The 14,062-nt window shown below is 51.8% G+C and carries 10 protein-coding genes and 1 pseudogene; 2 read left to right on the forward strand and 9 right to left on the reverse strand.

The features are described from left to right. Positions 1-160: 160 nt before the first annotated feature. The 4 genes from ACMHLI_RS11130 to ACMHLI_RS11145 all read right to left on the reverse strand — a co-directional run bounded on the left by ACMHLI_RS11130 (position 161) and on the right by ACMHLI_RS11145 (position 6,265). Entirely contained in the window at positions 161-1,282 is a 1,122-nt protein-coding gene (locus tag ACMHLI_RS11130) for a JmjC domain-containing protein (RefSeq protein ID WP_413529502.1), read from the reverse strand. Positions 1,283-1,417: 135 nt separating this feature from the next. After that, positions 1,418-2,872 carry a two-component system sensor histidine kinase PhoQ gene (phoQ, locus tag ACMHLI_RS11135; protein WP_413529503.1) on the reverse strand — a complete coding sequence of 485 codons (1,455 nt, stop codon included), beginning with the start codon at positions 2,870-2,872 and terminating at the stop codon, positions 1,418-1,420. A gap of 44 nt (positions 2,873-2,916) precedes the next feature. Further along, positions 2,917-3,594 (reverse strand): two-component system response regulator PhoP, encoded by a 678-nt coding sequence (gene phoP / locus ACMHLI_RS11140; protein ID WP_112168741.1) that lies wholly within the window; start codon positions 3,592-3,594, stop codon positions 2,917-2,919. Between the two features lie 298 nt (positions 3,595-3,892). Beyond that, positions 3,893-6,265 carry a glycoside hydrolase family 3 N-terminal domain-containing protein gene (locus ACMHLI_RS11145; protein WP_413529504.1) on the reverse strand — a complete coding sequence of 791 codons (2,373 nt, stop codon included), beginning with the start codon at positions 6,263-6,265 and terminating at the stop codon, positions 3,893-3,895. Between the two features lie 310 nt (positions 6,266-6,575). On the opposite strand from ACMHLI_RS11145, the pseudogene ACMHLI_RS11150 reads away from it, so the two are divergent. Further along, positions 6,576-7,939 (forward strand): annotated as a pseudogene (locus ACMHLI_RS11150) (glycoside-pentoside-hexuronide (GPH):cation symporter). A gap of 63 nt (positions 7,940-8,002) precedes the next feature. Here ACMHLI_RS11150 and purB read toward each other — a convergent pair. From purB to rluE, 5 genes are all read right to left on the reverse strand, one after another. Then, the gene (gene purB / locus ACMHLI_RS11155; RefSeq protein ID WP_413529505.1) at positions 8,003-9,373 is read right to left on the reverse strand and encodes an adenylosuccinate lyase; all 1,371 of its coding nucleotides are present in this window, start codon (positions 9,371-9,373) and stop codon (positions 8,003-8,005) included. 23 nt (positions 9,374-9,396) lie between these two features. Continuing rightward, positions 9,397-10,023: a high frequency lysogenization protein HflD gene (gene hflD, locus ACMHLI_RS11160; RefSeq protein ID WP_413529506.1), complete on the reverse strand. Its 627-nt coding sequence runs from the start codon at positions 10,021-10,023 to the stop codon at positions 9,397-9,399. A gap of 191 nt (positions 10,024-10,214) precedes the next feature. Then, entirely contained in the window at positions 10,215-11,324 is a 1,110-nt protein-coding gene (gene mnmA, locus ACMHLI_RS11165; RefSeq protein ID WP_413529507.1) for a tRNA 2-thiouridine(34) synthase MnmA, read from the reverse strand. Positions 11,325-11,552: 228 nt separating this feature from the next. After that, complete coding sequence (locus tag ACMHLI_RS11170) at positions 11,553-11,999, reverse strand: NUDIX hydrolase (protein ID WP_413529508.1); 447 nt, start codon at positions 11,997-11,999, stop codon at positions 11,553-11,555. Continuing rightward, positions 11,992-12,618 carry a 23S rRNA pseudouridine(2457) synthase RluE gene (gene rluE, locus ACMHLI_RS11175; protein WP_413529509.1) on the reverse strand — a complete coding sequence of 209 codons (627 nt, stop codon included), beginning with the start codon at positions 12,616-12,618 and terminating at the stop codon, positions 11,992-11,994. The genes ACMHLI_RS11170 and rluE overlap by 8 nt, the downstream gene beginning before the upstream one ends. A 132-nt stretch (positions 12,619-12,750) precedes the next feature. Between rluE and icd the strand changes: the two genes are divergently transcribed. Next, a complete protein-coding gene (gene icd, locus ACMHLI_RS11180) occupies positions 12,751-14,004 on the forward strand; it encodes an NADP-dependent isocitrate dehydrogenase (RefSeq protein ID WP_056778851.1) in 1,254 nt (417 codons plus the stop codon). Positions 14,005-14,062: the final 58 nt, after the last annotated feature.

Below are 14,062 nucleotides of genomic sequence, written 5' to 3' on the forward strand. Positions count from 1 at the left end.
AATATTCCTAATCATTTATATATTAATCTTCCTAATAAATCTGGGGTTAAAATATTTACCTTGAAAGTTAAAGGAGATGATTAATTTTTTTTAGAGAGGGGGAATTGTAACCGGAGAGTTGAAAATTAAAGGCACAAACGTGCCTTTAATAGTAAAATTTTTAGTCGTTGAAATACCAGTAACCGCTGTTCACCAGCGCAGAGAGCAGGGCGAGGAATGACGGATCGTCCAGCGCATCACCGAGCATTTCACGGGTGACCGTTTTGTGGCGGGCCATAGCATCCACCGCGGCGGTCTGTTCTGAGGTCATTGCTTCACCGTTGACGTAGCAAAGATCACCCACGCGCAATACGCGTAAACCGCCAACGCGTTCCAGCGTTTCGCCGGACTCCATCAGCTCATAGATTTCACCTGCCTGATACGGTGGCTCCGGCGGTGCCAGATCCAGTTCATGACGCGACTGGGAAATGAATTCGCCAAACCAGCTGTTGAAGTGCTCCGGATTGCCGATAAGATCAAGCATCATGCCACGCAGTTTATCCAGTTCGGCAGGCTGCACTTCAGCCGGATGTTCACGTTCCACCAGTTCCGGATCGGTATAACGGTGGCTGCCCAGTTCACGGGAAAGAACGTAGTCTGCGAAGCCGCTGATCATTTCCCGAGTGTTCGGTGCGCGGAAACCGACTGAATAGTTCAGCGAGTTCTCCAGCGAGTAACCGTCGTGCGGGAAGCCTGGTGGAATGTAGACGATATCGCCCGGTTCAAGCTCTTCGTCGATAATCGCTTCGAACGGCTCCACCTGAAGCAAATCCGGGTGCGGGCAATGTTGCTTCATGGCGATTTTCTCGCCCACGCGCCAGCGACGGCGCCCGGTGCCCTGAATGATAAATACGTCGTACTGATCCAGGTGCGGGCCAACACCACCGCCGGGCACTGAGAAGGAAATCATCAGGTCATCCATGCGCCAGTCAGGAATATGGCGGAAAGGAGTCATCAGATGCGAGGAGGGTTCGTGCCAGTGATCGACCGCCTGAACCAGTACCGACCAGCCGTTTTCCCCCAGATGATCGTAGCTTTCAAACGGACCGTGGCTGACGTTCCAGCGCCCGTCCTGATTGCTGACCAGACGGCTGTCGACTTCACTTTCCATTGCCAGACCGGCAAGCTCATCCGGAGAAATTGGATCGACGAAATTTTTGAAGCCGCGCTTTAATACGACAGGACGCTTTTGCCAGTAACGCTGCAGGAACTCGTTCCAGTCCAGGTCTAGTTTGTAATCCATTTTTTTTCCAAAAGAAGGTGGGTCTGTAAAGGATTATAACGGAAGGTGTTGCGGCTGCGTTGGGCAATTGCCAGCAAATTTCAAATGCCGGTGAAGAAAGCACCGAAACTTGCCGGAGTTTACACCGCTGAGCCGTTATTCGAGTTCGATTCCCTGCTGCAAACCAAAGCATACGCGCATGCTGGCGCCGCCAAGCGGGCTGTCACCGATGATAATTTTACCGTCGTACTGCTCAATGATGTCATTGGCCAGAGAAAGTCCCAGACCCTGTCCCGGACGCAACGTATCGGCACGCTGACCGCGCTGGAAAATCACTTCACGTTTGCTTTCAGGAATGCCGGGGCCGTCATCTTCAATCAGTATCACCAGCTGATTTTCGGTATGTACTGCGCTGATTTCGACGAACTCCAGGCAGTATTTGCAGGCGTTATCGATAACGTTACCCATTACTTCCATGAAGTCATTTTTCTCTCCGACAAATGTCAGCTCGGGCGAAATATCCACGGTGATCACCACGCCTTTGCGCTGATAAACCTTGTTGAGAGCTGAACATAATCCGTCGAGAATGGCGGGGACAGAATGGACTTCGCGGATCAGTAAATTTTGTTCGGAACGCAGTGTGGCACGATGGAGGTAATAACCGATCTGCTGAGAAATACGGCTGATCTGCTCGAGCATTACCGGTTCTGCTTCTTCGATGGTCATCTGCTTACTGTTACGCAGGGCGCGCAGCGTAGACTGTAACACCGCCAACGGCGTTTTCAGGCTATGGGTCAGGTCTGCCAAGGTGGTGCGATAGCGGTCATAACGCCCACGCTCGCCTTGCAGCAAAATATTCAGATTACGTACCAGGCCGCGCAGCTCTCGGGGCGGGTTTTCATCCAGCGATTCGCGTTCGTGGCTTTCAAGCTCAGCGACCTGATGAATCAGTTGTTTGATAGGGCGCAGGCTCCAGTAAGCCGCCAGCCACAGCAGCGGCACGACCAGTAACAGGTTAGCGAGCAGCACGTAACTGAACCATTCCCACACCAGGTCGGAACGCTGGAGTTCCTGCGGAATTGTATCGACCACCACAATGTTCAGCGCAGGTAATCGCGCCGTGGCGTTGTAGGTATTCACCGCGATGGAGTGCGTCATGGCGTTTGCATCGCTGTCGTCGTAATCTTTCAGCTTGTCCTGCGCCTGGGGATTATTGCCCAATACTTCGCTGCTGATCTGGGTGTCGGTATCCAGCTCATAGAAGCCTGGTTTATTCATCCACGCCTTGTTGATATGCGCTTCCAGCTCAGGGATCCTGCGTTCAGCCCACAACAATTTGCCGTCGGCATCGTAGATAAACACCAGCGTGGGTGTATTGAGGTCGAGATCCGGCGGAACGTTAATGGAAAGCTTACCGTCACGCCATTGCGCGAGGCTGAAGAACAGATTGCTTTCGCCGCGTAACAGGCGATAGGCGGTTTTATCGAAACTCACCATGTAGCCGACCACCGCCACCAGCCCGTAGGCCAGCGACAACGCGAGAACAACGGCGGCGGTCGCCATCATAAAGCGGACGCGAAGTGAGAAGGGTTTTTTAGTGCGTCCTTTCATGGCGCGTCCTTTGATGTTGAGGCTTCAGGCGAGGGTAAAGCGTGTCATTGTGCACGAATGTCGAAACGATATCCCTGTCCGCGCACCGTGGTGATGACATCTTCCGGGTGCTCGGCTTGCAGCTTCTTGCGCAGACGCCCCATCAGCACATCCACAGTATGGCTTTCGCGCAGTTCGGCGTCAGGATAAAGCTGAAGCATCAGCGAATCTTTACTGACCACTTTTCCGGCGTTGCGGATCAGTGTCTCGATGATGGTGTATTCAAATGCGGTCAGTTTGATCGGATTTTCGTTTACGGTCAGTTCACGGCGGGATAAATCGATCTGGAACGGATGCAGGGTAATGACCTGCGATGCCAGACCGCTGTTACGACGCATCAGTGCCTGCATGCGCGCCAGCACTTCTTCCAAATGGAAAGGTTTGGTCACGTAATCATCGGCACCGGCTTCAAGCACGGCAACTTTATCCTGCCAGCTTTCGCGGGCGGTCAGAACCAGAATCGGCAGATTAGCCTGATGACTGCGCCAGCGACGGATCAGGCTCAGGCCGTCTTCACCCGGTAAGCCGAGATCGACAATCGCGATATCCGGAGCGTGCTCATGCAAAAAATAATCGGCTTCTTTGGCATCTTCAGCGGCATCCACCTGATGGCCCATTTCTCTCATCTGAACGGAGAGGTGATGGCGCAGCAGAGCGTTATCTTCAATGACTAAAATTCGCATGGTAATTCCTTATCCTTATGGCGCGGCAGACAACAGAAATTTTCTGAATGTAATTGTAAATGATTCAGAAACATTTTAATCAACCTCACATCAACGTCATCACCGCAAACCTAAACAAAACCTAAACCAATTATAAACGGCGTTTATGGTCAGAGGCACAAAAAGTGAGTTCGAACATTGATTAAAGCCAAAGGTATCATCAAGGAATGATAGAGGAATTTCATTTACGCGCAGGGTTTAACCTGCGCCAATGAGCAGAAAGGGAAACGCTTAAGGCTGTCTTAAACGTCCCGCCGGACTAGTATCTGACGTCGCAATGGCTTTCCATACGCCATTTTTTCTCCAATTCGCGCACTTCGCCCGTGACTTCGACCATACCCTGACTGCGAATATCGCCGCTGGACGCGCCAATGCGAATGTCAAACTCGCCGGGTTCGACCACGCGCTGCCCGCTGCGTTGGGTGAAGTTAAGCATATCAGTAGGGATGGTGAATGTCAGTTCAGCGCTTTGACCAGCTGCCAGATGTACACGCTGGAAGGCTTTCAGCTCCTGAACGGGACGAACCTGTGAGGCTACGCGATCGCGGATGTAAACCTGTACCACTTCGCTTCCTTCCCGACGGCCGGTATTGGTGACGGTAATTTTTGCCACCACGTTTCCATTGAGCGACGGCACCTTCGTCTGCTCAAAGGTCAGTTCGCCGTAACCGAAAGTCGTCCACGTTTTGCCGTACCCAAATGGATAACGTGAGCCAAAGTGGAAGGCATAGGGCGTACCACCGCTCTTGAGTTTGTGATTGTAGTAATAAGGCATCGCGCCCGCGCTGTGGGGGACGGAGATCACTAAACGGCCTGCGGGTTCACGCACGCCGGTCAATACATCAGCAATAGCATTTCCGCCTTCCTGACCTGGTGCCCATGCCATAACCAGCGCCGCAACCCGATCTTCCAGACCACCCAGGTTATACGGGCGTCCACCGGTCATCACCACTACCACCGGTTTGCCCGTTTCTACTACTGCCTCCAGCAGTTGTTGTTGGACGCCGGGGAGTTGCAGGCTATCGGTGTCAGAACCTTCCCCGACTGTGCCACTTTGGAAGAGTCCGGCGAGATCGCCGACAAATACCAACGCGACATCACTTTGTTTTGCTACGTCAACGGCCTCAGCAATCAGGCTGGTATCCGAAGACACAGGTGAGGTTTGCATCGCTTTTCCCGCATCCCCTGGGAAGACCGGCGCGCCTGCGACGCGTTTCTCAATAATGTGACAGCCTTTGGCGTAGCGCAGAGATTGTGCTCCAAACCGTTGTTGTAATGCTTGCAACGGCGTGACCACCTGAGATGCGCTGTCTTGCATATCGCTGATAATCAGATGTACCGGAAAACTGTAGCCGCTCAACAGGGCGAGTGGATCGTCTGCCGTTGGCCCGATTACCGCCAGGCGCGGCTGACCTTGTAGCGGCAGCAGGCCGTTATTTTCTAGCATCGTAATGGAGTTAACAGCCGCCTCATACGCCAGTTCGCGGGTTTCCGGAGTCTGCAGCGCGATGGTGTTTTCATCGGTATAAGGGTGTTCAAATAGCCCGAGACGGAATTTCTCCAGTAGGACACGCTCGACGATTTCGTCGATTTTTGCCATTGGAATCAAACCCTGTTCAACGGCTTTTGCCAGATGGCGGGCGCAATCATCCTTGGGTAATTCGATATCCAGCCCGGCATTAAAAGCCTGCGCGGCAGATTCCATTGCATTACGGCTGACACCGTGATGCTGATGTAACAGGCTGATGCCGCCGTAGTCAGCCACAATCAGGCCATCAAAGCCCCATTGTTCGCGTAAAAGCGTAGTCATCAGGAAGGTATCGGAGTGGCCGGGCTGGTTATCAATGTCGTGATAAGCAGGCATCACGGAACCGGCGTTTGCCAGTTTGACCGCCATTTCGAATGGCAGCAGGAAAGTATCGTTCAGTTCGCTAAAGCCCAGATGTACCGGCGCATGGTTACGGGCGCCTTCGCTAAATGAATGGCCGACATAGTGTTTCAACGTCGCCAGAACATCACGTTTTTCACCCTGTAAACCCCGCACGAACCGGGTGGCCATGATGCCCACCAGATAAGGATCTTCACCAAAGGTTTCTTCTGTTCGTCCCCAGCGCACATCGCGCGAGACATCCAGCACTGGCGCTAAGCCCTGACGGCAACCGGTGCTGCGCGCTTCATTGCCAATCGCCGCAGCGATGTGCTGCATTAAATCCGGATCCCATGTGGAGGCATAGTTCAGCGACGAGGGAAATAGCGTGGCGTCTTTGCACAGCAGGCCGACAAGACACTCCTCGTGAAACAGTGCCGGAATACCCAGCCGTGTCTCTTCCATTAAGGTTTTTTGCAGACGATTAAGCGCGCGGACGCCTTCTTTCGCTTCGACAATGTGTGTCCCCAGGGGGCGCGTGATCTGCCCGATGCCTAGTTTTATTCGTTCGCTCAGCGCTGCCTGTTCGGTGACTCCGGCGAATTCATCGCTCAGATCGGTGCGTTCGCGATGATGGCCATCGGCAGACAAAATAAGCCAGAAAGCGTGCATCTGGGCGAATTTTTCTTCCGGCGTCATCTGCGCCAGTAAATCGGTAACACGCTCGTGCGTCGGGCGGTGGGCATCCTTATAAATGGCAGACATTTTTTCCCCTTTTAAGTTTGACCATCCGCGTCAGGGCGCGGACGTGTTTTCTGATCTTCAATACTGGTAGTGATTAGCCAATACAACAATTGCCGTATTCCCCACGCACTTTATGTTTTTTTGTTTTATTGCATAAATGTGATGTGGTTCGAATATATGCATATCGCACCTAGCAAGAGGCTGGAATAAGCCGTATCTGCGTCACATTTGATTAAAAGCATAAGACATAAATGAAAAATCAGAATACCCCGTATCCACGTCAACAATTATAAAGACAGCGGAGTTCAAATTTAAAAATAAAGGTGAATACATGTCGGCGTTAACTGAAAGGATCACCAACAAAGAAAAACTGGGTTTTGGATTAGGCGATGCAGCAAGTCATATCGTTTTTGATTCCTCCGTTGCCATTCTGGCTTACTTCTATACCAATATTTATGGTCTTTCTCCTGCGGTAATGGGGACGTTATTTTTAGTGGTACGAATTTTAGATGCCATTACTGATCCGATTATGGGGGCGATCGCCGATCAAACGAAAAGCCGCTGGGGTCGTTTCCGTCCATGGTTACTGATTATTTGTGTCCCGTTTGCCGTGAGCTGCGTACTGGTGTATTCCACACCAGATTTCGGGCAAACGGCAAAAATCGTGTATGCAGTACTGGCATATATTTTTATGACCATCATGTATACGGCCATTAATATTCCTTACTGCTCTTTAGGTGCAGCGATTACGGCCGATCCGCAGGATAACCTGTCGTTGCAGTCGTGGCGCTTTGCCATTGCGCCAATCGGTGGTGCTATGGGGACGGCATTAATCCTGCCACTGGCTGATTTTATCGCACCGGGCGACCGGGCCTCTGGTATGCAATGGGCGATGGGGATTTTCGGGGTGATTGGTTGCCTGATGTTTCTGACCTGCTTCCTGACGACCCGCGAGCGTATTACTCCGGTCAAAGAAGAGAATATGAACATCCTGCGGGATGTCCGAATTCTGATGAAAAACGATCAGTGGCGTATTCTGTCCGTGTATAACCTGGCCATGCTTTGTGGTGTGGTGGTGCGTGGCAGTCTGCTGGTCTATTTCGTGCAATATGTTTTGCATCAAGGAAGCGGCATTATTTCCATCTTTATGCTGGCGACCACGGTAGCCGCCGTCATTGGCAGCTTATTCGCCAAGTCCCTGGGTTCATGGATGTGTAAAATTCGTGCTTCCGTATGGGTCACGTATTAAGTGCGCTGATCGGACTGTTATTCTTTATCCTTCCAACAGAATATTGGATCCCAGCGTTTATCGTGCATATTGTTCTTAATCTCTTGCAAGGCATTAATGCACCGCTACAGTGGTCGATGATTACGGATGCCAATAATTATGGTGAATGGAAAACCCAGCGCCGAATTACGGGCATGAATATAGCAGCGAATATTTTTGTGATTAAACTCGGCGTAGCCATTGGTGGCGCACTGACCGGATGGGGGCTGGCGTGGTTTGGTTATCAGGCTGGTGTGGAACAACAATCAGCCGAAGCGGTTCGCGGCGTACTGATTCTGTTTACTGTTCTGCCAGCGATTTTCTATCTGATTACAGCTTTCTCTATCCGATATTATCGTTTAACCGAAGATCGCATGAACGACATCATAGGCGATTTGCGTCAGAGTAAATTCCAGACGCAGAGTTAGTCATTTGAGTGAAGAGTACACAGACGCGCTATCTTTTGGAGGCGCGTCTGTGAAGGGCAATGCTTACTTCAGCTCATCAACCATTTTGGTCGCACGTCCAATGTAGTTACCCGGCGTCATAGCTTTAAGGCGCACTTTCTCTTCTTCCGGTAATTCCAAAGAATCGATAAACGTCTGCATGCCCGCCGCATCAACACGTTTTCCACGGGTTAGCTCTTTCAGCTTCTCATAAGGCTTTTCGATGCCATAACGGCGCATCACGGTTTGGATTGGCTCAGCCAGCACTTCCCAGTTGTGATCCAGTTCGTTCGCCAGATTCGCTTCGTTCACTTCCAGCTTGCTGACGCCTTTCATCGTTGCCTGATAAGCGATCAGAGCGTAGCCCAGACCGACACCCAGGTTTCGCAGCACGGTGGAATCCGTCAGGTCACGCTGCCAGCGGGAAACCGGCAGTTTGCTCGCCAGATGCTGCAATACCGCGTTAGATAAGCCAAGGTTGCCTTCAGAGTTTTCGAAGTCGATCGGATTAACTTTGTGCGGCATGGTGGATGAACCAATTTCGCCCGCGATGGTGCGCTGCTTAAAGTGGTTCAGGGCAATGTAACCCCAGATGTCGCGGTCAAAGTCGATCAGAATGGTGTTGAAACGCGCGACGCAGTCAAATAGCTCGGCGATGTAGTCATGCGGCTCGATTTGTGTCGTGTACGGGTTCCAGGTCACGCCCAAAGAGGTAACAAATTCTTCGCTGAACTGATGCCAGTCCACTTCAGGGTAAGCCACGATGTGGGCGTTGTAGTTGCCGACGGCGCCATTAATTTTGCCGAGGATCTCAACGTTTTCCAGCTGTTTGAACTGGCGATCCATACGGTACGCGACGTTAGCCAGTTCTTTACCGATCGTAGATGGCGTAGCAGGCTGGCCGTGAGTACGGGACAGCAGAGGAATGTCGCGGTATTTATGCGCCAGTCCTTTTACTGCATCAATGATTTGTTTCCAGTACGGCAGGACGACGTCCTGACGGGCGGTTTGCAGCATCAGCGCGTGAGACAGGTTGTTGATGTCTTCAGAAGTACAGGCGAAGTGGATAAACTCTGACACCGCATGCAGGGCAGGGATAGCGGCCACTTTTTCTTTCAGGAAATACTCAACGGCTTTGACGTCATGGTTGGTGGTTTTCTCGATATCTTTAATGCGCTGAGCGTCATTAACATCGAAATTGGCCACTAACTGGTCAAGGAAAGCGTTTGCGTCGGCACCAAATGCAGGGACTTCTTTAATTTCTGCACAGGCGGCCAGTTTTTGCAGCCAACGTACTTCAACCTGCACACGAAATTTCAGCAGGCCAAATTCGCTGAAAATAGTACGCAGCGCGCTGACTTTATCACCGTAGCGTCCATCAACGGGGGAAACGGCGGTCAGTGAGGATAATTCCATCGGTAGCAACTCCTGGGATCTTATTAACAATGAGCGAGAATATTTTTCGCCTGTTCAAACAAGCGATTACGAGAAAACATCAACTGCAGACGACCTCCACCAACCTGATGCCACAGCACCGCAGAGCGGATGCCGGCCAGTAAAATGGCGCGGACTTTAGCCTGAACCTGCGAATTTTGTAAAATAGCCGGTGAGCCAGTGACCTGAATACGCGGACCCGCCGGGCTGACTACGTCGACGTAAATCGAGGCCAGTGAACTTATCATGGTGTCGGATTCGAGTTCATAATGCGCCAGCTGGCGATCAAGCTGATCGATACGTTCACCCAACTGATTCATAGCTGATTTATTGGCGTACAGCTTGCGCTCGAGCACCATCAGGCTTAATGCGTAGCGCGTTAACTCAGCGCCGGGCCCCTCACGGTTGGCGTTTAGCACGCCAAGCAGCGTTTCGAGCCCCATTTTCAAATTGGCTTCATTATTTCCGTACACCGCCAGCGTGGAAGCAGGATTCATCTCCAGCAGGCTGCGCAGCGAAACTGACATTTCTTCCTGAGCGCATTGGCCGTCGTGTGCCAGTTGCTGAACCAGGCGTGCTGCCTGACAGATCCCCGCCAATGCCAGCGTAATGTCATAATAATTTTTAGCCACGTTTACTCCTGTAAGCGTTTTCGAAACGATGAGACGCGGTGCCAAAGAAAATAGCCCAAACTAATGGCGACAGATCATGCCATAAAACTGCCTCTAAACACAGTTCGGAATCAGTGCAGATGCTACTTACGGGCAGAAATAAAACGGGACGCCCGAAAGCGTCCCGTATTCAACCCTCTGATTGTTCAGTATCAGACCTGAAGCGGCAGGCGTTGTTCAATGACGCCACCACCCAGACAGATTTCGCCGAGGTAAAACACCGCAGACTGGCCGGGAGTAACGGCGGCCACGGGGGCGTCGAAACGCACTTCGATGCGTTCATCATCCAGTGGGGTGACTACGCACGGAATGTCCTGCTGGCGGTAGCGGGTTTTCACCGTACAGATCAGCGGGGCGGTCAGCGTCTTGCGATCAACCCAGTGCAACTGCTGCGCAATCAAACCGACCGACATCAGTCGCGGATGTTCATGCCCCTGTGCCACGTAAAGAATGTTGTTTTCAACATCCTTTTCTACGGTGTACCACGGCTCTTCGCCGCCGTCTTTCTGCCCGCCAATGCCCAGACCTTTGCGCTGTCCAAGCGTGTGGTACATCAGACCCTGATGTTGACCCATCACCTGACCGTCAACGCTTTTGATCACGCCCGGTTGCGCGGGTAAATAGCGGCCGAGGAAATCGCGGAATTTACGTTCACCGATAAAACAGATACCGGTGGAGTCTTTCTTCTTGGCGGTGATCAAATCGAGGTCTTCCGCGATGCGACGCACTTCGGGTTTCTCCAGTTCACCGACTGGGAACAGGCTTTGCGCGACCTGTTCATGACCCAGCGTGTAGAGGAAATAACTCTGATCTTTGTTGCCATCGACGCCGCGCAACAAATGGCTGACGCCGTCGATATCCTGGCGGCGCACGTAGTGACCGGTGGCGATGTAATCGGCACCCAGATCTTCGGCAGCAAACTCCAGGAAGGCTTTGAATTTGATTTCTTTGTTGCACAGAATATCTGGGTTCGGAGTGCGCCCGGCTTTGTATTCCTCGAGGAATAATTCGAACACGTTGTCCCAATATTCCGCTGCGAAATTCACGGTGTGCAGTTCAATACCCAGCTTGTCGCATACTGCCTGCGCATCGGCGAGGTCAGTGGCTGCTGTGCAATACTCTTCGTCATCATCCTCTTCCCAATTTTTCATGAAGAGGCCCTCGACCTGATAACCTTGCTGTTGCAGAAGGTAAGCAGATACAGAGGAATCGACACCGCCGGACATCCCGACGATTACTTTTTTCTGGCTGTTGTCAGACATAATAGTCCCGAAACATAGGAATTAATTGCCCGGTACTGAGGGTGTTTTTTCTGATGCTTGTCCCACGAGGATGAAGGCCGCGCGCAACAAAAACACCACAGAAACCCGGACATCGGTTTATTGCATACATTAAACAGAGCGTGCGCAAAAAGAGCGCGCGAAATTTTATCACGTCAGGCCGGTTGCTGCATCGCTGATTCACAGGGAGGCGACAACCGGCGCAGAAGGTTATTCCGGCAGGTTGAAATTGTGCAGGATTTCCAGAGGGTAACGCGGGGATTGCTGATAACAGCGGATGCTTTCGGCCACCAGCGGGGAACGCAGTTGCGGGGAGCCGATGATTTCTTCAGCGCTCACCCAGCGGCACTGATCTATATCGTCATCTTGCGGCGCGGTGTCCAGCATTTCGGGCAGGTCAATCACAAATGCAAAACGCAAGAAGGGGGTGCCGTCCGGTGCCTGCCATTGATGCAGCCCGAGAAAAGATTGCGGTTCGGCGTGGATACCGGTTTCTTCATACAACTCGCGCTTCGCAGCGCTGACTAAAGTTTCGTCCGCTTCCAGATGACCGGCGGGTTGGTTCCAGGTGACTTTGCCGTGGACCGTTTCTTCGACGACCAGAAATTTGCCCTGCGCCTGCACTACGCAGGCGACGGTGACGTGTGGTTTAAACATGTGGGATCTCCTTCCATTGGCCGGGTTGTAAATCACCGAGGGTGTACTCGCCCATACTGTAACGGACGAGACGCAGCGTCGGAAAACCAACATGTGCCGTCATGCGGCGCACCTGGCGGTTTCTTCCCTCGTACAACGTGATTTTTAACCACGAAGTGGGGATCGCTTTGCGCTCTCGGATGGGCGGATTACGTGGCCATAACCATTTTGGCTCATCGACAATTTCAGCGCCAGCAGGCAGGGTAGGGCCATCTTTGAGCTCAATCCCGTTACACAAAGCCGCAACCGCAGCATCATCCGGCACGCCCTCGACCTGAACATAATAAATCTTACCGGTGCGCTTGCCCGGCTGTGTCAGCGCAGCTTGCAGTTTGCCATCGTTCGTCAGCACCAGTAAACCTTCGCTGTCGCGATCCAGACGGCCTGCGGCATACACGTCTGTTAACGAAATGTAATCTTTTAGTGTCGCCCGACCCGCCTCATCAGTGAATTGTGGCAGTACATCGAAGGGTTTATTAAAGAGAATCACCTTTCTCGGCCCTTTTGGGGCAGATTGTTCTTTGGCGGGCCGTTTGCTGAAACGTTTAACGTTGTGATTCTTAAAAGGTAGCGGGTTCATAGGCATTGAAGTTAGAGAGAATTAGCGCATTATACTTGAAAAATGTTTCGGATTGGCTAGCGGGAAATATTCGAGTAGTATCGACCGGCATCTTACAAATTTTTAACAAAAATGCGCTCGAAGGAGAGGTTAATGGAAAGCAAAGTAGTTGTTCCGGCTGAAGGTAAAAAGATTACAGTAGACGCTCAGGGTAAACTGGTGATTCCTAATAATCCTGTGATCCCATTCATCGAAGGTGATGGTATCGGCGTCGACGTAACTCCAGCCATGATCAAGGTTGTTGATGCGGCAGTTCAGAAAGCCTACAAAGGTGAGCGTAAAATCTCCTGGATGGAAATCTACACCGGTGAGAAATCAGTAGAACTGTACGGCAAAGACGTATGGCTGCCAGAAGAGACGCTGGACCTGATCCGTGATTACCGTGTTGCTATTAAAGGCCCACTGACTACGCCAGTTGGCGGCGGCATTCGCTCCCTGAACGTGGCACTTCGCCAGCAGCTCGATCTGTACATCTGTCTGCGTCCGGTACGTTATTACACCGGCACGCCAAGCCCGGTTAAACGTCCAGAAGATACCGACATGGTGATCTTCCGTGAAAACTCCGAAGATATCTATGCAGGTATCGAATGGAAAGCAGGTTCTGCTGAAGCCGACAAAGTGATCAAATTCCTGCAAGACGAAATGGGCGTGAAAAAAATCCGTTTCCCACAGGAATGCGGTATCGGCATCAAACCTTGCTCCGAAGAAGGCACCAAACGTCTGGTTCGTGCAGCCATTGAGTACACCATCACTAACGATCGTGATTCACTGACTCTGGTTCACAAAGGCAACATCATGAAGTTCACCGAAGGTGCCTTCAAGGATTGGGGCTACCAGCTGGCGCGCGAAGAATTTGGCGGCGAGCTGATCGACGGCGGCCCTTGGGTTAAAATCAAGAACCCAAACAATGGCAAAGACATCATCATTAAAGACGTAATTGCTGACGCATTCCTGCAACAGATCCTGCTGCGTCCTGCTGAATACGACGTTATCGCGTGTATGAACCTGAACGGTGACTACATCTCTGACGCCCTGGCGGCGCAGGTTGGCGGTATCGGTATCGCACCGGGCGCAAACATCGGTTCTGATTGCGCACTGTTCGAAGCCACGCACGGTACTGCACCGAAATATGCCGGTCAGGATAAAGTGAACCCGGGCTCCATCATCCTTTCCGCAGAAATGATGCTGCGTCATATGGAATGGTTCGAAGCCGCAGACCTGATCGTCAAAGGCATGGAAGGCGCAATCGCGGCTAAAACTGTGACTTACGATTTCGAACGTCTGATGGAAGGCGCTAAGCTGCGCAAATGTAGCGAGTTTGCCGACGATATGATCGCCAACATGTAATCTATGATTAATCAGGCACTTGATGTCTGATACATGTCGCTTAAGGGAGCCTAAGGGT

The organism is Rahnella inusitata, assembly GCF_965118895.1.
Taxonomy (GTDB): Bacteria; Pseudomonadota; Gammaproteobacteria; order Enterobacterales; family Enterobacteriaceae; genus Rahnella; species Rahnella inusitata_A.

Bases quoted from the DNA above. Each gene is read 5' to 3' on its own strand.
- rluE (WP_413529509.1), bottom strand. From the start codon at position 12,618: ATGAACCCGCTACCTTTTAAGAATCACAACGTTAAACGTTTCAGCAAA.
- phoP (WP_112168741.1), bottom strand. From the start codon at position 3,594: ATGCGAATTTTAGTCATTGAAGATAACGCTCTGCTGCGCCATCACCTC.
- icd (WP_056778851.1), top strand. From the start codon at position 12,751: ATGGAAAGCAAAGTAGTTGTTCCGGCTGAAGGTAAAAAGATTACAGTA.
- purB (WP_413529505.1), bottom strand. From the start codon at position 9,373: ATGGAATTATCCTCACTGACCGCCGTTTCCCCCGTTGATGGACGCTAC.
- ACMHLI_RS11145 (WP_413529504.1), bottom strand. From the start codon at position 6,265: ATGTCTGCCATTTATAAGGATGCCCACCGCCCGACGCACGAGCGTGTT.
- ACMHLI_RS11130 (WP_413529502.1), bottom strand. From the start codon at position 1,282: ATGGATTACAAACTAGACCTGGACTGGAACGAGTTCCTGCAGCGTTAC.
- phoQ (WP_413529503.1), bottom strand. From the start codon at position 2,872: ATGAAAGGACGCACTAAAAAACCCTTCTCACTTCGCGTCCGCTTTATG.
- mnmA (WP_413529507.1), bottom strand. From the start codon at position 11,324: ATGTCTGACAACAGCCAGAAAAAAGTAATCGTCGGGATGTCCGGCGGT.
- ACMHLI_RS11170 (WP_413529508.1), bottom strand. From the start codon at position 11,999: ATGTTTAAACCACACGTCACCGTCGCCTGCGTAGTGCAGGCGCAGGGC.